The sequence below is a fragment of the Lacrimispora sphenoides JCM 1415 genome, assembly GCF_900105615.1.
Lineage (GTDB): Bacteria > Bacillota > Clostridia > Lachnospirales > Lachnospiraceae > Lacrimispora > Lacrimispora sphenoides.
On sequence record NZ_LT630003.1, the window covers coordinates 4,678,266 to 4,699,428 of the forward strand.

Consider the following 21,163-nt stretch of genomic DNA (forward strand, 5'->3'; position numbering starts at 1 on the left):
AAATTTCGGCAGTTTGCCGTAGGAGGAAGATATGTCTGGTGAAGTTTTGAGAATGGAGAACATTACTAAGATTTACAGTAATGGATTTGTCGCCAATAAGGGCATTACCTTTTGGCTGAATGAAGGAGAGATTCTGGCTCTGGTAGGGGAAAACGGAGCAGGAAAAACGACGTTGATGAAAGTTCTCTTCGGGTTGGAAAATGCCCAGTCCGGACGTGTTCTGGTACAAGAGCAGGAGGTTCAGATTCAAAATACACTGGATGCCATTGATAAAGGCATAGGAATGGTACATCAGCATTTTATGCTGGTGCCGTCACTGACTGTAGCGGAGAATGTGGCTTTGGGAATCGAACCAATGAAAAAGGGAACGTTTGATTACAACAAAGCAGTGGAGATGACCAGAGAAGTAGCAGAAAAGTATAATTTTAATATTGATCCCAAGATGAAAGTGATGGACCTTTCGGTTGGTCAGATGCAGAAAGTTGAGATCATGAAAGTATTGATTCGCGGAGCAAAAATTATCATTTTGGATGAACCGACGGCGGTCCTGACACCTCAGGAGACAGATGAATTGTTTGAACAGCTGATTCTGTTAAGGAAGAGCGGGCATTCGATTATCTTTATCTCACACAAGCTGGAAGAAGTAAAACGTATCTGCAGCCGTGTTACGGTTCTGCGCCATGGTTTTTGTCTGGGTAGTTATGAACTGGAGGATATGAGTGAAGCCGATATCTCGAGACTGATGGTTGGCCGGGATGTCATACTTAGGATTGATAAAGAGCAGCCGAAGCCCGGGGAAGCTGTTGTACATATCAAAAATCTGATCAAGATCAACGAAATGGGAAAGACCGTACTAGATGGTGTCTCTCTTGATATTCGAGCGGGTGAAGTAGTAGGTATTGCCGGTGTAGAAGGAAATGGCCAGAGTGAACTTTCTGACGTATTATCAGGACTTGGTATTTTCTCTTCCGGTGAAGTATCCATTAACGGAACCAGCATATCAGGAAAAACTGTTCACCAGATCCGGCAGTTGGGGCTGGCATTTATTCCGGAAGACAGAATGGATTTTGGCTGTGCCGGAGATATGTCAATTCGGGATAATATCATTTCAGACCGCTATTTTCAGCCGCAGTACCGGAAGGGCCCTTTTATTAACCGAAAATATATTGATCAGATTGTTGACCAGTGTATAAAAGATTTTGAAATAGCCTGTGATGACAGAAACCAGCCGGTACGGATGCTTTCCGGTGGTAATATCCAAAAGGTGGTGGTGGCCAGAGAGTTTACTTCCGGCAGCAATTTTATTCTGGCCAATCAGCCGACCAGGGGAATTGACGTTGGTGCAGCGGAAATGATTCGTAAGACAATTGTCCGTAAATCAAGGGAAGATAAGACGGCTTCCCTGCTGATCTCAGCCGATTTGAATGAAGTGCTGGAGTGTTCTGACAGGCTGCTGGTTATGCGGAAAGGGAAGGTCGTAGCAGCATTTAAGCAGGCAAATCTCGTTTCGGAAGATGAATTGGGGGAATATATGCTGGGTATTAAGACAATGACAGCAAAAGAAATGGAGGATGTGCTATGAGCAAAACAAGGCGAATAGAAACAACAGTCGAATTGGTACGCATCCTTGTTGCTATCGGCATTGCTTATGGAATTGCACTCGTTACACTGTTTGCCATCAGTGATGATCCGGTCTACGTTATCAGGCAATTTGTATTGGGTCCGTTCTCTTCCGTGCGGAGAGTCGGAAGCATAATTAATCTGGCCATTCCGTTTACATTTACCGGATTATGTTTTTGCTTTGTGTATGCAGTAAATAAGTTTAATCTCTCCGGTGAAGGCATTTTTATGTTTTCGGGGTGTATTGTTTCTCTGACTGCTATTTCATTAGGCGGAGCGGGCCTGCCGACGCCGGTTATGCTTTTGATCCTGCTGGCAGTTGGTGCAATCGTCGGGTTCTTAGTTTCCCTGATTCCGGCATGGTTGGATGTTAAGTTTAAGGCCAATATTGTGGTTGTCTCCCTGATGCTTAACAGCATTTTAGCATTTTTATCGATCTGGGTGCTGAAGTATTTTATGCGGGATCCGTCAATTGGTTCGCTGGGATCCTATATGATTCCGGAGTCGGCAAAGCTTCCTATGATCTTTGGAAAGTTTCGCGTTCAGTCAGGATTCTTTGTGGCTTTGATCGCTGTGGCTTTCGTTGGAGTTTTGTTCTATAAGACCATTTTTGGATATAAGATGCGGGTTGTTGGAAGCAATCCGAATTTTGCCAAGGCTAGCGGTATCAATATGAACGGTACGATTATTCTGGCTCAATTAGTTGGCGGTATTTTCGCCGGTATGGGCGGTACGTGTGAGATTCTGGGCAATTATGATCGATACAAATGGGTCGTTAGTACCCAGCATGGTTTTGATGGTCTGATGGTTGCCGTTCTGGCCAGAAAGAATCCGATTCTGGTTCCGGTAGCGGCGATTCTGCTGGCATATATCCGGATCGGTGCTGATGTTGTTAACTCCAAAGGTGATATTCCGATTGAGTTCATTACTGTTATCCAGGGAATCGTTATTCTTCTGGTAGCGGCTGAAGAATTCATGGGAAGATATAAGAAAAAACTAATCTATAAAGCAGCCCAGAAGGACATGAAAATGGACCGGGAAAGAGAAGCAAAGGTAATTTTGGCAGAAAATGCAGCAGAAGCCGGAAAGGAGAGCGTGGAGTAAGATCCATGCAGGAACGCATATGTTTACAATAGAATGGTTTGCAAATTTTGGGTTTTCAGTACTGCGTTTGTCAACACCGCTGATTTTTGTAGCATTGGCAGCGGTCATTAACCGGAAAGCCGGAATGCTTAACATGGCACTGGAAGGAATGATGCTTTCGGCAGCACTGGCAGGTGTGATTTTTGCCGGTCTTTCCGGGAATGTGTGGATCGGCTTGCTTGGAGCGGTTATCTTTGGTGTACTTTCCGGCGGGGTACTGGCAGTGTCCAATTTGTCCGGTAAAACAGATCTTTATCTGACCTGTATAGCGTTTAACCTGGTTGCCAGCGGCGGCACAGTATTTGTCATGTATTTGCTGACCGGAGAAAAGGCGGCTACATCGGCAGCGATTAAGGCCTATACGATTCCCTCGGTGGTAATACCGCTGATTGATAAGATTCCGTTTTTAGGGCAGGTACTGTCGGGGCATAACCTGCTTACTTATCTGGCATTCCTCGGCATCTACCTGGTATGGTTTTTCCTGTACCGGACCCGGCTGGGACTCAGGATGCGGGCAGTTGGGGAAAACCCGCAGGCAGCAGCATCGGTGGGAATTAATGTAAAAAAGATTGGTTATATATCATTTCTGGTTTCGGGAGTGCTTTGCGGTTTTGCAGGAGCTTTCATGTCGATGGGATGGGTTAGCTTCTTTATGAAGAATATGACAAACGGCAGAGGCTATATCGGTTTGTCAGCCATGAATATTGCCGGTAGTAATCCGATCGGAACCGCGGTAGCAGCAGTTTTCTTTGGCTTTTCGGATGCCCTGGCTACTACGCTGAAAAGTCAGGGAACTAATTTTCCAACGGAATTTATTGAAATGATTCCCTATGCGGCAACGATATTTGCCCTTGTATTGATTAATATGATACGAATCAATCAGAGGAAGCGGATCGAAAAAGGATTGAAGAGAGAAGGTGCATAAACGATGGAAACGAGTAAGAAGGTATGGATTGACTGTGATCCGGGAATTGATGACAGTTTTGCACTGCTTCTGGCAATGAAGCATCTTTCTGTTGTCGGGATTTCGGCGGTTGGGGGAAATACCGGACTTGATCATACGTTTCGCAATGCCAGATATGTGACGGAGCTGGCGGGGTATGGAGACATTCCGGTTTATGCCGGCTATGATATGCCGATGTTTGCAAAACCTGAACGGGCAGAATATGTTCATGGCAGCAGAGGATTAGGGAATATCATGGTTCCGGGCCTGAAGGGAGAGCCGCAAAGGGAACATGCGGTGGATGCGCTGATTGATGCTTTTTGCTGTCAGACAGACATGACGCTGGTGACGTTAGGACCATTGACGAATGTAGCACAGGCGCTATTAAAGGAGCCGGAGTTAAAACATAAGATTCCGGAAATCATTTCCATGGGGGGCTCGGTTACAACTGGAAATTATAATGCCTGTGCAGAATTTAATATAGCTGTGGACCCGGAAGCAGCAAAAATTGTATTTGAGTCCGGAATTCCGATCCGGATGGTTGGGCTTAACCTGTGCCGCCAGAATTCCATGACAATAGCTGAGGTGGAACAGCTTAAGGCGCTGCCGGGACTGGTAGCGGCAACGGCAGCAGATTTACTGGAATATTCGGTCAATCAGGGTCGGCAATCGCAGCTGTGTGATGCTTGTGCGATAGCCTGGCTGATCGATCCGGCGATTATTACCTGTGCACTGCCAATGCATGTAGATGTGGAGACAAAGGGAGAGTTTACAAGAGGAATGACTGTCTGCGATTACCGTGATTATATAGGCACGGCGCCAAAAGAGGATATCGGAAGAGAAGTCTGCTATCCGGTAGATGGCAGTAAAAAGAATGTGCTTGCCGCGATGGAGTTTAATAAAACCCGTTTTAAAGAATTGCTGATCCAAACCATAAAAAGCTACGAGGTATAATATGAAGCTATTAAATTTTGGCTCTATGAACATTGATTATGTATATAAAGTAGAACACTTTGTGCGCAAAGGAGAGACCATATCTTCAGAATATTTAAATGTGTTCAGCGGCGGGAAGGGGTTAAATCAGTCGATTGCCCTGGCCAGAGCGGGGGAAGAAGTATATCATGCCGGAGCGATCGGGAATGAGGGCGAATTTTTGCTGGAGGTCCTTAAACGGGCAGGAGTGGATACCGGCTGTATTACAGTCCTGGGCGAAGTGCAGACCGGCCATGCGATCATTCAGAATGACAGTGAGGGGGATAACTGCATCATTCTTTTTGGCGGAGCGAACCAAAGGATTAGTAAAGAACAGGTTGAACGGGTTTTGTCCGGTTTTTGCGCTGGGGACTTTGTTGTTCTGCAAAATGAAATCAGTGAACTGGGATATATCATCAGCAGGGCACATGAAATAGGTATGACGATAGTACTGAATCCTTCTCCAATGGATCATAAGGTTTTAGAATTACCGTTAAACCTGGTAAATTACTTTCTGGTGAACGAGGTGGAAGCAGCGTCTTTAGCTGAAACATCGGGCGAAAGTGATGAAGAAGTGCTGGTAAAGCTGGCGGTGAAATTTCCTGATGCCAAAATAGTCATGACACTTGGGGAAAAAGGGTCTCTTTACTGGGAAGGACAGCAGATTTACCGCCAGGAGGCGGTAAGAGCGGAAGCGGTTGATACAACGGCGGCAGGAGATACATATACAGGATATTTTATCTCGGGAATCATGAGAGATGATAAGATTGAGGATGTTTTGCATCGGGCGTCGGTTGCCTCGGCCATTGCAGTAACAAGGCCGGGAGCGGCATCATCAATTCCGGAACGAAAAGAAGTAGAAGAAATAGTAAAAAACAAAAGGGAAGGGAGATAAAAGGATGAATGAAAATAATGCTATGAAACACACACCAACTCCTCATATAGATGCAAAACCGGGTGATATTGCAGAATCAATTTTGCTTCCAGGCGATCCTCTGCGGGCGAAGTTTATTGCTGAGAATTTTCTGGAAAATGTAACACAGTTTAATAAGACAAGAGGAATGCTGGGATATACCGGTTACTTTAAGGGAAAACGGATATCGGTAATGGGAACTGGAATGGGCTGCCCGTCAATAGGGATCTATTCTTATGAGTTGATTCATTATTACGGCGTGAAGAATTTAATCCGGATCGGAACTGCCGGATCGATGCAGCCGCAAGTAAAACTGCGGGATGTAATCATTGCCATCGGCAGTTGCACGGAGACAAACTATCTGGCAACATACCAGTTGCCGGGAGATTATTCCTGTACAGCGAGTTACAAATTGCTGCGTCAGGCAGTACAGTGCGCGGAAGAGATGGATCTTCCGTATCATGTCGGCAATATTCTGTGCACAGATGCATTTTATAAACCGGATTTACCGAAAACAGGTGTATCATGGGCAGATATGGGGGTTCTTGCGTGTGAGATGGAGTCTACTGCTCTTTATGCGAATGCGGCCTATGGAAAAGCAAATGCATTATGTATTTTAACGATTTCAGATTCCCCATTTGAAGAGGAAGAAATCTCTGCTGAAGGCAGGCAGAATTCTTTTACCAGGATGATGGAACTGGCACTTTCTATTATTTAATGAAATAAGAAATATCTGAGAAGAATCCACAAAATCATGAATTATAATGATTTTGTGGATTCTTTGGGTATTCCATTGGTTTTCTTTATGTTATAGTAATAATAAAAAGCTCAATATATGATAATTCAGAAGCTATAGAGAAGAATTCAGAGGGTTCTGGCACTGGATATGGGTTCTGCTTCATTTTAGGAGACAAAATATGGAGAACAATACAAAAGTAATTCAGGCGATAGAAGAATACTGTTTAAGGCACCCAAGTGCATATGAGGCAAGGCCATTTGGCGATTACCCAATCTGCTATAAGGTTATGGGAAAGATCTTTGCACAGTTTAATCCTGTGGAAAAGTTTTACAAGATAACGTTAAAATGTGTGCCGGATAAAGCAAGTCTTTACCGGCAGCTTTATCCGGGGATTGTAGTACGCGGATATCACTGCCCGCCGGTTCAGCAGCCCTATTGGAATACCATTAACCTGGATGATTTCTTCGATCTGGACATGCTGTTTCAGATGATAGATGAAGCTTATGATGCTGTAATAAATAAGTTCAGCAAAAAGGCAAAAACGGAGTTGTTAAATCTTTCTGAATTGGAGTTTAAGGATACGGATGGGGAAGATCAGGATTTTGCAATGCTTTGCAATCGATTGGACAGTGCCCTTGATGAGATCGTTGGGGGTAAATTTCAAAGAAGTCAGTATGAACAATACAATCAAAGAGATGGTATCCATGACGTGATTGTGGCATATCGGGAAGGGAAACCGATTGGGTGTGGTTCCTTTAAAATGTATGATGAAGATCATGCAGAGTTAAAACGAATTTATGTGGAACCATCGTATCGGAATATGGGATTTGGTGCTGAAATGGTTCGGAGATTAGAGGCAAAGGCAAAGATCAAAGGATATCGATGGTGCATTTTAGAGACCGGTAAACCGTTAGAAGCAGCCTGTTATATGTACAAAAAGGCAGGATACAAAATTATGCCGAACTATGGGCTGTACGCGGATATGCCGGATTCCATTTGTATGGAGCGAAAAATCTGATGGGGAATTTGGGGGTGTTATTCTATGGAGAAGTATGAGCTTGGTTTGAATAAAAAATCTTTTTCCTTATTTTATAATGGCGGAGAAGTTTGGTGCGAACATTTGGATTCCCTTTATGGTGAAAAAGAACTGTTAAAGCAGAAATTTATACGGGATCTGATAGAAATCAGCAGACCGTCAACCAGCGCCTTTCTTGTAGTTGTTCTTGATGATACGGAAGTTGACAAAGAAATTTTAGAATGGATCGTTGATCGCTTTGTTATTTTAAAGAAGCCGCTGCGTAAAGTAGTATTTGTTGGCTTGGATTTAAAAATGAAGAATTATATTAAAAAGAAAAAAACAGATATTTCATTTATGATGACCTGTATTGATGATTTGGAAAAGGCGAAAGAGTGGCTTATTTCGTAAAGATAAGAACAAACCGAGAGATTCATGCAACGACCCATCTGGCTTATTTACCGGAAATAATTATTACAATGAGATGAAATTTTATTCATATATAAAGAAAGGTGATTCAGTTGGCATATAAATTTATATATTATACGGATGAATATTTTGATCAGATAGAAGAACTAATACTTAATAGCTATTCAATTGGATTTCCGGCTTATCAGTTTAATTATTTGCAATTTGATAGGGGCATTCATTCAGCATGGGCTAACAACACAGCCAATTGGGAGCAAACAACAGGGTTGTGGTTTGAAGAGCAGAAACTTGCCGCAGCGGCTATAAGTATCGGGGCGTGGCAGGGAGATGCTTTCTTTATTTTTGACAGCCACGGCCGCACGGAAGACAAGGAACTTTTAACAAAAATGTTTCATCATGCAGAAACCCATATGTCTTGTTTTAAGGGAAATGCACCCTACGAGGACAAAACAAGGTACCTTGAACTTACCATTCCACCCTATTTAAATCTTGTAAAAGAAACGGCAAAAGAAAGAGGTTTTGTAAAAGCAGATTCTGTTAGTAAGATAAACATCCTGCCTTTTGACGGAACTTTATTTCATATGGAACTCATTGATGGTTATTCATTTGCAGACGGATACACGGTTCCGCCGTTTTATTCGGCCAATGCTCATATGTTTTCGTTCAATTATACGTTACCTACTGCAAATAATATAAAATCTGGGTTTGAAGATTTAAAAAGGATGAAAGGGTATGATCCTGAATTGGATTTGGTTGTTCTTGATCTGGAAGGAAAACCAGTGGGACTTGCTATCGTATGGTATCATGAGGCGATGCAATTTTGTGAACTTGAGCCGTTGGGTGTGGCATGGTGGTGCAGGCGTAAAGGCATTGCCAGGGCTTTGATTTATGAATTGGCTAATAGAGTCATGAAAAAATACCCATTATGCAAAGGTATGGTTGGCGGTAATCAACAATTCTATTGGGATCTGGGATTTTTGACAGAAGCTGAAAACGAAGTCTGGAAATGGGAAAAGAAGTTTTAGAGGATAGACAAAGAAATGAAATAGGCCAGGAAAGAGTATTTCGTAGAAGGGAGAACAGGGATGTTTCGTGTGGAGCAGGTTAAGTCACTGAATGACCTGGAAATGGAAGTATATCAATATGTGACGAAAAATTATGATAAAGTGAAGTACATGAGAATTCGGGAATTGGCTCAGGAAGCCCATGTTTCCACTTCTACGGTACTGCGCTTTTGTAAGAAAATGGATTGTAACGGCTATGCCGAATTTAAGGTAAAGTTAAAGCAGCATTTTGATAAGGGAAAAGAAATGTCTGCTACGGACGATGTGACGGAAGTCATTGACTTTTTAAAGAAAACAACTTCGGAAGAATTTGAGAAAAAGCTGGATATGCTGACAGAAGTGATTGTTCGTGCAAACCGTATTATTTTTGTAGGCAGCGGCATGTCCGGGATTGTGGCAAAATATGGGGCAAGGTATTTTTCCAGTATGGGAAAGTTTTGTCTTTATATTGACGAACCTCATTATCCCACGGAGAGCAGATTTTTTGAAAATGCTCTGGTCATTGTATTCTCAGTTTCTGGAGAGTCGAATGATACCATTGGTCATGTGATCCGTTTTAAGGAACAAAATTGCCAGATTTTCAGTGTGACCAATACGGAGAATTGTACTGTGGCGAAGTTATCGGACTATAACATTGCTTATTATGTGACTTATACGCGTCTGAAGGTGTATGATATTACCACTCAAATGCCTGCAATCAGCATTGTAGAACGTCTGGGGAAGAAGCTGTACCGGTATACTTCCGAAGAAATGGATCATAATTCAAATTAGGAAAGTTGTGAATTAAGAAAACGTACTGTTACGTATAAAAAACAAGTGAGAATTGACGTCACTTGTTTTTTTGCGCCCTGGAACTAATGACAAGAAACTTGATAAACAGTATAATCACAATCAGCTTAATTATACGAATTCATTAATTTATAAGAGAGGAAAGAAAAATGGCAAGAGATTATGCGGTTGTATCAAAAGCTATTGTGGAAAATATTGGGGGAATCGATAATATTTCCAGCCTTACCCACTGTATGACCCGTTTGAGATTTGTCTTAAAGGATGAAAGTAAGGCAAATGAAGCGGCGGTCAAAGCCATTGACGGCGTTATGGGAGTTGTAAAGCAGGGAGGGCAATTTCAGGTTATTATTGGAAATCATGTTGGAACTGCTTATCAGGAGATATTAAAGTTAGGCGACTTTGGAGAAGAAAGTAAAGTTGCAAGGGGAGAGAAGAAAGAGCCTTTGACCCTTAAAAAAATCGGAAATAACATTTTAGACGCCATCGTTGGAACCATGTCTCCGTTAATTCCGGCAATTATCGGCGGCTCCATGGTAAAGTTGTTAGTTATGTTATTGGCTATGGCAAATATACTGTCTGCTGACAGCGACACTTACAAGATCATTAATTCCATTGGTGACGGCGCCTTTTATTTCCTGCCTGTCATGGTAGCAGCATCTGCTTCTAAGAAATTTAAAACGAATATGTTCCTGGCCATTGCTATTGCAGGAACGTTAATTCACCCGGATTTTCGTAGTTTAATGGAGGCGGTAACGGTTGGAGAAACAGCGGCCCATTTCCTGGGAGTTCCAATTGCGTCTGTAAAATATACTTATACCGTAATTCCGGCAATCTGTATGACCTGGATTTTATCTTATATTGAGCGGGGAGTTGACAGAATTACACCTGCCGTAACGAAAAACTTCTTAAAGCCAATGTTGATTTTATTAATTGCTGCTCCTATTGCGATCTTAATCATTGGACCTGCAGGGATTTTAGTTGGTACGTCGATTTCTAAATTTGTATTCTTTGTACAGGCAAAACTTGGTTTTCTGGCAGTTGGTATTATGGGAGCAATTTGGCCTTTACTGGTTATTACAGGTATGCATAGGGTGTTTACTCCTACGATTCTGCAGACGATCTCTGATACAGGAATGGAAGGAACCGTTATGCCGTCTGAAATAGGCGCGAACCTTTCCCTGGGCGGAGTTTCACTAGCAGTAGCTTTAAAAACAAAAAACAGAGAGCTTCGTCAAACCGCCCTTGCAGCAGCATCTTCGGCTCTGATTGCAGGAACTACGGAACCAGCTCTTTATGGTGTTGCCGTTCGTTTAAAACGTCCTTTGATTGCTTCTTTGATTACAGGATTTGTTTGCGGCTGTTTGGCTGGAATTGGAGGGCTTGCCAGCCGTTCCATGGTCTCGCCCAGTGTTTTAACCGGAGTACAGTTTATTGACCCGGAACGTCCGGGTACCAGCATTGCATGGATTGCAGGTATTACGATTTTATCGATTGTATTATCGTTTGTACTGACTTTGGTGATTGGTTTTGAGGATATACCGGAAGAGGAGGAATAAATTGAGCGATTTTCAATTTCCTGAAGATTTCCTTTGGGGAGGAGCCATTTCCGCCAATCAGGCGGAAGGCGCCTTCCGTGAAGGAGGCCGGGGATTAAGTAATATTGACGTACTTCCTCATGGTGTACGAAGATTAGAAGTAAAAACAGGGAATGTTCCCCAACCCCAATTGCAGAAAGAAGAATATTACCCCAGCCATGAGGGAATTGATTTTTATCATTATTATAAAGAAGATATTGCTTTAATAGCGGAAATGGGCTTTAAAGTATTCCGTACTTCTATTTCATGGTCACGGCTTTTTCCTGACGGAGACGAAGAAAAGCCCAATCAGGTGGGAATTGATTTTTACCGTAGTATGTTTTTGGAGTGTAAAAAGTATGGTATTGAGCCTTTGGTAACGTTGTGCCATTTTGATGCTCCCATGGGACTGGTGGAAAAATACGGTTCATGGAGAAACAGAAAGGTCATAGATTATTTCCTTCGCTATGCGGATACCTGTTTTAAAGAATTTTCAGGGTTAGTAAAATATTGGCTGACGTTTAACGAGATTAATATTATTTTACACAGTCCTTTTTCCGGTGCAGGAATTGCGTTCCAGGAAGGGGAAAATAAAGCTCAGACTACTTATCAGGCAGCACATCATATTTTAGTAGCCAGCGCTTTGGCGACTAAGCTGGCTCATGAATATGATCCGGGCAATCAGGTGGGCTGTATGCTTGCAGGAGGCAGTTTTTACCCTTACTCCTGTAATCCTGAGGATGTTTGGGAGTCAGTGAAAAAAGAACAGGAAAATTTATTCTTCATTGATGTACAGGTGCGGGGGGCTTATCCCTCTTATGCCCGTAAGCTCTTTCATGATAAGGGAGTCAGTCTTATTATGGAAGATGGTGACTTGGAGATATTAAAAAATACAGTGGATTTCGTTTCCTTCAGTTATTATGCCAGCCGCTGCGTAGCTGCAGATATGAATGATAAAACAGCAAATGAGGGCAATATTATCCGTTCTGTGAAAAATCCTTATTTACAAACAAGTGGGTGGGGCTGGAGCATTGACCCGCTGGGACTTAGAATCACCATGAACCAGTTGTATGACCGTTATCAGAAACCTCTTTTTATCGTTGAAAATGGTTTGGGTGCAAAAGACGAGATTGATCAGGCTGGAAGGATACAGGACGATTACCGCATTGATTACTTAAGAAGCCATATTCAGGCAATGAAAGAAGCCATGGAGGATGGTGTGGAGTTAATGGGGTACACGGTCTGGAGTTGTATTGACATTGTTTCTGCTTCTACCGGAGAGATGAGCAAACGATATGGATTTATTTATGTGGATCGGGCAGACGACGGAAGCGGGACGCTGCAGCGGAGAAAAAAGAAATCGTTTGATTGGTATAAAAAAGTAATTGAAACCAATGGAAATGATATAGACTGATAGAGGAATTGCGGACTACGTAAGAAACTCATAGTAAATTTGAAAAACCGGGATAATTTTTTCGGCTGCATTTGCAGCCGGAACGAGAGCTCTGTGATTAAAAGGACTTCACATGTAATGTGGAGTCTTTTTTTATGTTGTAATTAATAAAGTAACGTATTATATTTGACTATGTTGTTTGCTTTTTACAAGATTGATACATCTATATGTTTTTTTATATAGTAAGGCGAACAATATGAAATAATAAGAAGATAAAAATTAATAGATATCCTGAATCAAATTCAGGACCTGGCTTATTAATGATAAAAGGGAGCTGGATAGAAAGGAAAAAAATGCATAATATTTTAATTGTCGAAGATGAAAAACCTATATCTGATTTTATTAAGCTAAGCTTGAGAGCGATGGGATATGATTGTGAACAGGTCTATGACGGGGAAGCGGCTGCAAATAAAGTTTTGGAAAAAAGGTATTCGCTGATTCTACTGGATATCATGCTGCCAAAGGCCAATGGATTTGAATTAATGGAATTTATCCGCCCTATGGAGATTCCGGTAATATTTTTGACTGCAAAAGGAAGTTTGCAGGACAAAGTTAAGGGCTTCAAGTTAGGTGCGGATGATTACTTGACAAAGCCCTTTCAGATAGAGGAATTGCAGGCTAGGATTGAAAACGTGCTCAGGCGGTATTATAAAACAGATGAAATCTTGTCTTACAGAAATATTTCTGTGAATGTATCATCTCATAAGGTGACAAAGGACGAACAGGAGATTACATTAGCAGAGAAAGAGTTTAAATTACTGGTGCTATTTATTAAAAATAAGAATTTGGCATTATTCAGAGAGCAGATTTATGAGAGAGTATGGGAAGGGGAGTATACTGGAGATAGCAGAACGGTTGATATGCATATACAAAGACTGCGTAAAAAATTAGATCTATATGATCAATTGGTATCTGTATTTAAAATTGGATACCGTTTGGAGGATTAAATGAAACTTTCCTGGAAGATTTTTTCAAATACATTTCTGGTCGTTCTATTTGCATTGACATTAGAGGGCGTTGTACTGCTGTCAATGACATTCCATAAAGCATATCTGCTGGAGGTTGAGAGGGAAAAAGAAAATATCGAAAGCATACATCGGGATCTGGTCACGCTGCTTGCGAATGATAGCAGTACATTGTATAAGGAACCTACAAAAAGTATTGAGGAAGCAATTGATATTTTGAAAAACAATTGGAAGGGTGAATCTTATAGAATAAGCGATGAAAATGGGAAGGTATTGTTTCAGAACGATGATGCAGGGTTTTTAGATAAAAAGAGTAGTAATTTATCTCTTTACAGGATTGTATATCGAGTAGAGAAAAATGCTAAGGGTTATTTTTTACAAATGTCAGTTCTGACAGAGCTGCTTAGACGACCTATTATAATTGAGGTTCATAAAGATCTTACGCAGATATTTTTAGAGAAAGAGGAGCAGCAAAGAATATTTATAATAACCATAATTGCTGTGGGGGCCATAAGCGCATTGCTAAACGCTGTCAATGTTATAAAGTTAACGAAACCAATTCATAAATTGATTTATGCGGTGAAAAAGATCAGGTCAGGAGACTACACGGAAAGAGTGGAATATAAGGAGAAAGATGAAGTTGGTATTTTGGCAGCCGATTTTAATGGTATGGCGGAACAATTAGAAGAAAAAATAAAGCAGCTGAAGGAAACGGCAAAAAATCAGGAAGAACTGGCAGGCAGTTTGGCACATGAAATCAGAACACCTCTTACTGCCATGATAGGATATGCAGATTTAATAAAAAGAAGCAAATTGGAGGAACAGGATTTCCTATATGCCGTGGACTATATTATTTCGGAAGGAAAGAGACTGGAAGCACTTTCTAACAAGATGATGCAGTTACTAATAGAAAAGAATGCAATACCTAATTATACCGTCAGTACCGTCCAGAATTTATTGGAAGATGCTCTGGAAGCAATGAACCCTGTTTTTGACAAAAAGAAAATTGCCGTGAAAAAGTCTTCTATTAATTTTCCGATCAGAGCAGATATGGAGCTTATGAAAAATGTTTTATTAAATATATTAGATAATGGTGGAAAAGCGGCTGGCGTAAATGGCGAGATTACGATAGAAACCGGCTGTAAGAGCGGTAATGTATGGATCTCAATAACAGATAACGGGATGGGTATGCCAAAAGAGGAGATTTCTAAAATTCAGAAAGCCTTTTACCGGGTGGATAAATCCCGTTCCAGAGCAGATGGGGGAGCAGGCCTGGGATTAGCAATTTGTTCTAATATTATGAATATTCATAAAGGGGAAATACTGTTTGAGAGTGAAGTGGGCAAAGGAACTACAGTGACGTTGGTATGGAAAGGAAGTATCGATGAACAGGACATTTAATTATGTATTATATCTGACCAAGATAGCTGTCTCAGGTTTGGCAATCTTGATCTTTCCATATCTTTATTTTCAGTATCAGGACCGGAAGCTGTTAAGTGAGACAAAAGAAATGGATATGAATGTTTTTCAGATGGATATAATAGAGAAAAATACGTTAACACTAGAGGAAAAAATGAGGCTGTTAACTGACGGTAATGCAAATCTAAAGCTTATTGAACTTAAAACGGGAGACAGGTTTAGTCTATATGAGGCGCGCAGGCAATGCTTTCGGGAACTTGGCAAGATTCCTGTTTTGGAGATTACGATATATGGTCCCATATTAAGAGAGATTGATATAACTCCTTACCTGTTAATTGACTCAGAGACACCGTCGAGTTCCATGCTTATATGGAAAGGATATCTGACAATAAAGGATATCAAATATCAAATCACTTTGGAAGAGGAAAGCGGAAAGATATTATTCATTCAGCCAGTGGGGGAAAAAGATGATATTTTGAACATGCAGTGGGAAAAATATTTAAAAAACCCGTAGGCATAATACAAGTTTGTTACATTTATTAGAGAGAATACAGTATAACCTAAAAACAAATGGAGGATATTCAGATGAAAAATAAAAAATACGGGATGCTGCTATTAGGAAGCCTTGCAATTACAGTAACACTGTCCATAAGTGCTTGCGGAAACAGAGCATTAAACACGCAAACGGATACTGGATCTGCAAAAATAACAGAGGAAGTAACCCAGAAAGAGCCGGCCCAGTCAGAAACTACATATTCTGAAACTACTGGCTCAAAAGAAACATCGGCTGCCAATAACAGCAGAACTGATGAAGTGCCAATGTTAAAGTTACCGGAAGGCATAACAGGCATGAAAGCAGAGTCAAAACCTTTGAAAGAGCTAAGAGATCTGATAATTGAAGACATGGAGGTACCGGAGGAATATTTTGAAACGACAAATTATTTTTATAACTATATTGATTTAAATGATGATGGTAAGGATGAAATATTTGTTATGGTAACAGGTCCTTATACCAGCGGCTCCGGTGGAAGCAGTGCATTGCTGTTATCTGAAAATGGTGGAAAGCTGCATGTTGTTCAGGAATTTACATTAATCAATGAACCAATCATTGTCAGTGATAAGTTAGACAATGGATATCATGAGTTAATTGTGCCGTATTATAACGAAAACAAAGCTCAGTATTCTGTACTAAAGTATAAGAACGGTGCTTACCCTAATGTACCGGATGGAGAGATAATAAATAGTCTGGAGGGAGTAAAGGGGAAAGCAATCATTGCCAATGACAGGATAAATGAAGTGCAGGCAGGAATCATGGGAATAAATCTTAGCAAAGAGTAAATAATGAGATCAAGCGGTCTCTAATAATCCAAAAGGTACTGGAAACAGTACCTTTTCTTACGCTATGTATAAAAAATACAATTATGGTACAAACTAACTATAAATACCTGGTGAGGACAAAAACTTATACTTGGTATCCCGTATGTCTTACGAGGATGCTTATTTGGTTTTATAATAATTCAAAAAGATTTGTTTTATTTTGAATTTATTGACTATCAGGTTTTTACACAAATAATGATGAATTTCATTATAAATAATTCTTTTAAAGAGAGGTAATAAACGATGGGAATTATAAGTTGGATTATTATTGGTGCTCTTGCCGGTTGGATTGCCAGTATGTTCACTGGCAATAATAAAAGTATGGGCGCTGGCGCCAATATCGTGGTAGGGATCATCGGCGGTTTAATCGGCGGTTTTTTGATGGGCCTCCTGGGAGGAACCGGCATTACCGGATTTAATGTTTGGAGCTTGATCGTCTCTATCGTTGGTTCCATTATTTTATTATGGATTGTAAATGCAGTGAGAAGACAGAAGACTGAGTAAAATAATTTACATGGCTGTTTATGCCATAAGAAAAAATATCCTGAAGCGATCTGGATACGCTTGCATAATCAAAAGGGGTATGTCAAATAGACTGTGTTACACAGTACAGGCTATTTGATATATCTCTTTTTGTATGTTCTTTTAAGAATTCGACAATGATTCAAATATTTAATAAACTTTAAAAATAGGAAAGATCAGATGAAAATTTCTTGGCGAACAGAATGAAAAAAAGTTATCAGGTACATATGTTATTGTGCACTATACACATGAAAATATAAGAACAATCATAAAAAATTACTATAATCCTCAACTTGAATTTCCATTTTGCCTATGTTATACTGTTGTCAACACATAATTAATAAACAAAGTTTAATAATAAAATTCACCCTGGAGTCCCTGGTTGGCAGCAAATGGGATTATGGAAGAATCCGGCTGGGAGGGACCAGCCATGGCCTTATGCCTGATCGGGCTTCCTGTCATTGCACTTCTTGAATATGCTTCAACAGAAAAGAACAGTTCCCGCATCATACAACAGTAGAGCCATGGTGGCAGGGAGAAAATGTCAGGATCGCTTCCTTATCGGCAGCGGCCAGAGTCCTTATAAGGGTTACGGGTGATGAGGATTTAGGATCAGCTGGAGTATTTTGCAGATAATCAGATCAACTGGATCATAGGCTTAAATCCCTTTGATTCCTGTATGATGGATGGCTACAATTGCCCGGGGGGTATCTGCAATGGAATCACAAGCGATGAGAATAATGAAGAAGGAATCGCATTTATCCGGGAACCAGGAGGCGCAGTGAGTGATAACTGGCGCTGGGCGGAACAATGGATTCCTCATGTATCATGGTTTATTCTTGCACAAGCCTTTAAACGGAGATAGAAGTTAATCTTTAAACAGAGCTTCCAGACGTTTGTTAAACACTGTGACGGCGGCGCCGATGATCCCTGCGTCACGGCTGATGGAAGGCTCAATTAAGAGGGTGTTTTGTGTCAGGGTGGTGCGGAGCGTATCTTGTATTTTCTGAAGCAAGCCTTCTCCTAAAGCAAGAGGTACAATTCCTGTCAGTACGCAATGCTGGATATCCAAAAGATAGGATATGTTGGACAAAGTAAAGCTTAAATAGGGACAGAGATAATTAATGATATCTTCCCGTATGGACTCCGGCAGGCCGGGATTTTGCTGCAGGCTGATCTGAAAATGCTTATATATGGCATTTAAATTAATAAGCTGCTCAAATGGGGTTGGTTCAGGCACCTCTGTTCCCGGTATCTGACAGGAGCTGATCATCATGTTTCCGATCTCTCCTGATTTATGAGTGGCACCGTACCACAGCTCCCCATTCATCATATAGCTGACACCACAGCCTGTACCCAGAGTGAAATATATAAGATCCTGGTATTCCGGGTTCTTGCGGCGTAGGAAGGCCTCCCCCTGGCAGGCAAACTTTACATCATTGTCAAGGAAAAACGGAACTGTCAAAGTTGAGGCAAATTCCGAAAATGCATCTACAAATGGAACTTCATGTTCAATATTCATTCCTGACATATGAATGATGCTGTTTGTTTCCGGGTTAATCATAGCGGGAAAACCGATTCCAATACCCAGAACCGGAATGTGGTCATTGTCAGCCAGGGTCATTAAGGTATTGATTTCTTTTGTCAGCTTAGATAATTTCAGGGTATGATTCTGAGCGGGAAGATAAATGGATCTGCAGTACTGGCAGGTGCCCAGCATATCAACCAGACCCAGATGAACAACCTGGCCTTCGAATTCAATGCCAATGGCATAACAGGCTCTTGGGTTAAACTTAAGGAGATGACCTTTCCGCCCGGCTCCGGAGCTCTGCTCTGTCTCTTCTAACTCAATGACAATGCCCAGCTCCAGCAGTTTATCTACAATTTTTGAGACAGTGGGGAAGCTGATGCCTGTGATACGGACCAATTCCGCCCGGCTCATAAGATGCTGGTTTCGGAATAAGTCAAAAATCATCATACGGTTTTTTGTTTTAAGATATCTTGGCATGTATTGGTTCAAGGCAAAGCTCCCTTCTGCGGTATCATTATACTAGAATCATAGCATTAGAACTACAGTCAGTCAAACAATTTTCAGCTTTCTATAAGGAGGAACACATGGCACAGAAAATGATGGAATACATTAAGGAACAACCTGCAATATGGGCAAGAATGGCAGAGGAAAGGGAGGATATTTTCCGGGAACTGAAGGAATTTGAATTGAACCCTGTAAAACGGATTCTGATCATTGGTTCAGGCAGCTCTTACATTGCAGCAATGGCAGCAGCAGACTTTATGGAGAAGATCCTTGGGATAGAAACAACTGCAGCAGTACCTACCCGCTTAAATGGTTTTATAAAGATTTTGAAGCCTGAAGATACCATGGTCATAGCGGTATCCCAGTCAGGAAAAAGTACTTCTACCATATCGGCAGTAAAAGAATGGAGAGAAAAAGGATTTACAGTTATCACTGTAACATCAGATATAAAGTCACCTGTCGCTTTACAAGGAAACCTGCATCAGCTTATCGCATGCGGGGAAGAAACTGTGGGGCCTAAAACAAAAGGAATGACTGGAACGGTTCTAACTTTAAGCTTCATGGGATTGGTACTGGGGCAGCGATGGGATCGGGTGGAGGAAGATCAGTTTACTCATTTCCTGGATGAATTAAATAAATCCATAAAGGCAGCGCCTTCCAATATAGAGGCCTCCATGGAATTCTGTAAAAGAAATGAAGATCTGCTTGCGTCCATGCAGCATTTTACCCTGATATCAGAGGACGCCGGATACTATACGGTTCAGGAAGGGGCTTTGAAAATTCTGGAAACCTTATACGTACCTGCTTCGGCTTATGAATTTGAGGAGTATTTGCATGGAATTAATAACACCATTGAGCCTGGACTTTGCAATCTGTTTTTACCTGCAGGAACTCATAATTCAGAACGTATGGCAGTTTTAGAGAGATATTCCAGGGAAAAGGGCTGCATTAATTTTGTCATAACCTCTCTGGATTGGGAGAGCGGCAGTCATGTCTTGAATCTGTCAGGAAGCCAAGAACCGTACTTTTCCATGTTCCAGGCTTTGCTCGCTTTTCAGATCATGAGTGTTTATGGATCAGAACGTAAATGCATTGAATGTGATACCCCCAAATTTCATGATTTTTACAAGGTAATGAACACAAAGGCATAATTCAGGAGGGTATGATGAAATACTATGCTGGTTTAGACATAGGCGGATCTGTCGCGCGAATGAAGATCGAATCTGCTGAGGGCAATGTCATAGGAGAGTTTTATGGTACGGGAGGTACCATGAATACAGATGGGTTTGAGCTATGCAATGAAAAGTACCGTAAGTTTATTCTGCCGGTGCTGAAAGAAAATTACTTAAAAGCAGAAGATTGTATACGGATTTGCATTGCTGCCAGCGGAATTGATTCCAAAAGGCAGGAAGAGGAATGCCTGAGATCTTTCACAGGAATGGGTTTTAACTGGGAAAGCATAGCAGTCCATAATGATTGTGAGATTTTTCTTCATATGTCCTCAGGACCGGCAATTGTACTGATAAGCGGCACCGGTTCCATTGCATTTGCCAGAGGGGAGTCCGGAGAGATTACGCGCTGCGGCGGCTGGGGCCATGTGCTAAGTGATGAGGGAAGCGGCTTTCATATGGGAATGAAAGTAATAAAGGAAGCTGCCGGCCATATTGACGGAAGACAGGACTGTCCGGTTCTTTATAAGTTATTCGCAGAAAAAAGCGGCTTAACAACATTAGATGAGATTAATGTTTTTGTTAATGACAAGCTGATGGAGAAGGCGGAAATTGCCTCTTATTCAATTCTTGCAGAAAAGGCCTGTATTATGGGAGAGGAAGCGGGATTAAAGATCATCAGGGAGTGCAGGGATGAATTGTTTTCTCTTGTCAGAGATGTTTATAATAAAGCCGGGCTTCATAAGTATAAGGGAGAAAAGCTCGTAGAACTATGGTATTGGGGAAGTGTGCTGTTAAAAAATAAGATTTTAAGGGATGAATTGTCTCATATCATTGATCGTGATTTTCCAAAGATCATCATTAAAATTCCTGAATTATCAGCACTGGATACGGCTTTGGAGTTAGCGAAACGTTAAGTTCCATAGGAACCATCATTGTTGTATGTGGAAAACTTAAGAAATAGAATATTTCAGCAGAGAAAGAGGGGGCTGCCACACTAAGTGATTAGTGTGCAGCTTCTT

At 41.2% G+C, this 21,163-nt stretch carries 22 protein-coding genes; 21 read left to right on the plus strand and 1 reads right to left on the minus strand.

Annotated features, from left to right (window positions below; all coding sequences use genetic code 11):
- Positions 1 to 31: 31 nt before the first annotated feature.
- From BMX69_RS21135 to BMX69_RS24245, 19 genes are all read left to right on the plus strand, one after another.
- Entirely contained in the window at positions 32 to 1,582 is a 1,551-nt protein-coding gene (locus BMX69_RS21135) for an ABC transporter ATP-binding protein (protein ID WP_100043437.1), read from the plus strand.
- Positions 1,579 to 2,724: an ABC transporter permease gene (locus BMX69_RS21140; protein ID WP_100043438.1), complete on the plus strand. Its 1,146-nt coding sequence runs from the start codon at positions 1,579 to 1,581 to the stop codon at positions 2,722 to 2,724. The genes BMX69_RS21135 and BMX69_RS21140 overlap by 4 nt, the downstream gene beginning before the upstream one ends.
- Positions 2,725 to 2,743: 19 nt before the next feature.
- Positions 2,744 to 3,688: an ABC transporter permease gene (locus BMX69_RS21145; protein ID WP_054791021.1), complete on the plus strand. Its 945-nt coding sequence runs from the start codon at positions 2,744 to 2,746 to the stop codon at positions 3,686 to 3,688.
- A 3-nt stretch (positions 3,689 to 3,691) separates the two neighbouring features.
- A complete protein-coding gene (locus tag BMX69_RS21150; protein WP_054791020.1) occupies positions 3,692 to 4,660 on the plus strand; it encodes a nucleoside hydrolase in 969 nt (322 codons plus the stop codon).
- A 1-nt stretch (position 4,661) separates the two neighbouring features.
- A complete protein-coding gene (locus tag BMX69_RS21155) occupies positions 4,662 to 5,573 on the plus strand; it encodes a ribokinase (protein ID WP_100043439.1) in 912 nt (303 codons plus the stop codon).
- A gap of 4 nt (positions 5,574 to 5,577) precedes the next feature.
- Positions 5,578 to 6,309: a purine-nucleoside phosphorylase gene (gene deoD, locus BMX69_RS21160; protein WP_054791018.1), complete on the plus strand. Its 732-nt coding sequence runs from the start codon at positions 5,578 to 5,580 to the stop codon at positions 6,307 to 6,309.
- Positions 6,310 to 6,508: 199 nt separating this feature from the next.
- The gene (locus BMX69_RS24235; RefSeq protein ID WP_157724443.1) at positions 6,509 to 7,348 is read left to right on the plus strand and encodes a GNAT family N-acetyltransferase; all 840 of its coding nucleotides are present in this window, start codon (positions 6,509 to 6,511) and stop codon (positions 7,346 to 7,348) included.
- A gap of 24 nt (positions 7,349 to 7,372) precedes the next feature.
- The gene (locus BMX69_RS21170) at positions 7,373 to 7,756 is read left to right on the plus strand and encodes a hypothetical protein (protein ID WP_054791017.1); all 384 of its coding nucleotides are present in this window, start codon (positions 7,373 to 7,375) and stop codon (positions 7,754 to 7,756) included.
- Between the two features lie 110 nt (positions 7,757 to 7,866).
- Positions 7,867 to 8,799, plus strand: coding sequence for a GNAT family N-acetyltransferase (locus tag BMX69_RS21175; RefSeq protein WP_100043440.1), 933 nt, complete (start codon positions 7,867 to 7,869; stop codon positions 8,797 to 8,799).
- 60 nt (positions 8,800 to 8,859) lie between these two features.
- Positions 8,860 to 9,609: a MurR/RpiR family transcriptional regulator gene (locus BMX69_RS21180; protein ID WP_054791016.1), complete on the plus strand. Its 750-nt coding sequence runs from the start codon at positions 8,860 to 8,862 to the stop codon at positions 9,607 to 9,609.
- Positions 9,610 to 9,776: 167 nt separating this feature from the next.
- Complete coding sequence (ascF, locus tag BMX69_RS21185) at positions 9,777 to 11,183, plus strand: PTS cellobiose/arbutin/salicin transporter subunit IIBC (RefSeq protein WP_054791015.1); 1,407 nt, start codon at positions 9,777 to 9,779, stop codon at positions 11,181 to 11,183.
- A 1-nt stretch (position 11,184) separates the two neighbouring features.
- Positions 11,185 to 12,615 (plus strand): 6-phospho-beta-glucosidase, encoded by a 1,431-nt coding sequence (gene ascB / locus BMX69_RS21190; protein ID WP_100043441.1) that lies wholly within the window; start codon positions 11,185 to 11,187, stop codon positions 12,613 to 12,615.
- A 332-nt stretch (positions 12,616 to 12,947) separates the two neighbouring features.
- Complete coding sequence (locus BMX69_RS21195) at positions 12,948 to 13,601, plus strand: response regulator transcription factor (RefSeq protein ID WP_054791076.1); 654 nt, start codon at positions 12,948 to 12,950, stop codon at positions 13,599 to 13,601.
- Positions 13,602 to 15,020, plus strand: coding sequence for a sensor histidine kinase (locus tag BMX69_RS21200; RefSeq protein WP_100043442.1), 1,419 nt, complete (start codon positions 13,602 to 13,604; stop codon positions 15,018 to 15,020).
- Positions 15,021 to 15,150: 130 nt separating this feature from the next.
- Entirely contained in the window at positions 15,151 to 15,552 is a 402-nt protein-coding gene (locus BMX69_RS21205) for a hypothetical protein (RefSeq protein WP_166433219.1), read from the plus strand.
- A gap of 71 nt (positions 15,553 to 15,623) precedes the next feature.
- Positions 15,624 to 16,376: a hypothetical protein gene (locus BMX69_RS21210; protein ID WP_100043444.1), complete on the plus strand. Its 753-nt coding sequence runs from the start codon at positions 15,624 to 15,626 to the stop codon at positions 16,374 to 16,376.
- 282 nt (positions 16,377 to 16,658) lie between these two features.
- Positions 16,659 to 16,919: a GlsB/YeaQ/YmgE family stress response membrane protein gene (locus tag BMX69_RS21215; RefSeq protein ID WP_054791008.1), complete on the plus strand. Its 261-nt coding sequence runs from the start codon at positions 16,659 to 16,661 to the stop codon at positions 16,917 to 16,919.
- 400 nt (positions 16,920 to 17,319) lie between these two features.
- Positions 17,320 to 17,457, plus strand: coding sequence for a hypothetical protein (locus BMX69_RS24240; RefSeq protein ID WP_157724444.1), 138 nt, complete (start codon positions 17,320 to 17,322; stop codon positions 17,455 to 17,457).
- A gap of 159 nt (positions 17,458 to 17,616) precedes the next feature.
- A complete protein-coding gene (locus BMX69_RS24245) occupies positions 17,617 to 17,802 on the plus strand; it encodes a hypothetical protein (RefSeq protein WP_054791007.1) in 186 nt (61 codons plus the stop codon).
- A gap of 3 nt (positions 17,803 to 17,805) precedes the next feature.
- Here BMX69_RS24245 and BMX69_RS21220 read toward each other — a convergent pair whose 3' ends face one another.
- Entirely contained in the window at positions 17,806 to 18,945 is a 1,140-nt protein-coding gene (locus BMX69_RS21220) for an ROK family transcriptional regulator (protein ID WP_100043445.1), read from the minus strand.
- A gap of 107 nt (positions 18,946 to 19,052) precedes the next feature.
- Here BMX69_RS21220 and BMX69_RS21225 point away from each other — a divergent pair, with 107 nt between their 5' ends.
- Both BMX69_RS21225 and BMX69_RS21230 read left to right on the plus strand, forming a co-directional pair.
- Positions 19,053 to 20,123, plus strand: a complete 1,071-nt coding sequence (locus BMX69_RS21225; protein WP_054791005.1) for an SIS domain-containing protein — start codon at positions 19,053 to 19,055, stop codon at positions 20,121 to 20,123.
- A gap of 11 nt (positions 20,124 to 20,134) precedes the next feature.
- On the plus strand, positions 20,135 to 21,058 hold the full coding sequence (locus BMX69_RS21230) for a BadF/BadG/BcrA/BcrD ATPase family protein (RefSeq protein WP_100043446.1): 924 nt from the start codon (positions 20,135 to 20,137) through the stop codon (positions 21,056 to 21,058).
- Positions 21,059 to 21,163: the final 105 nt, after the last annotated feature.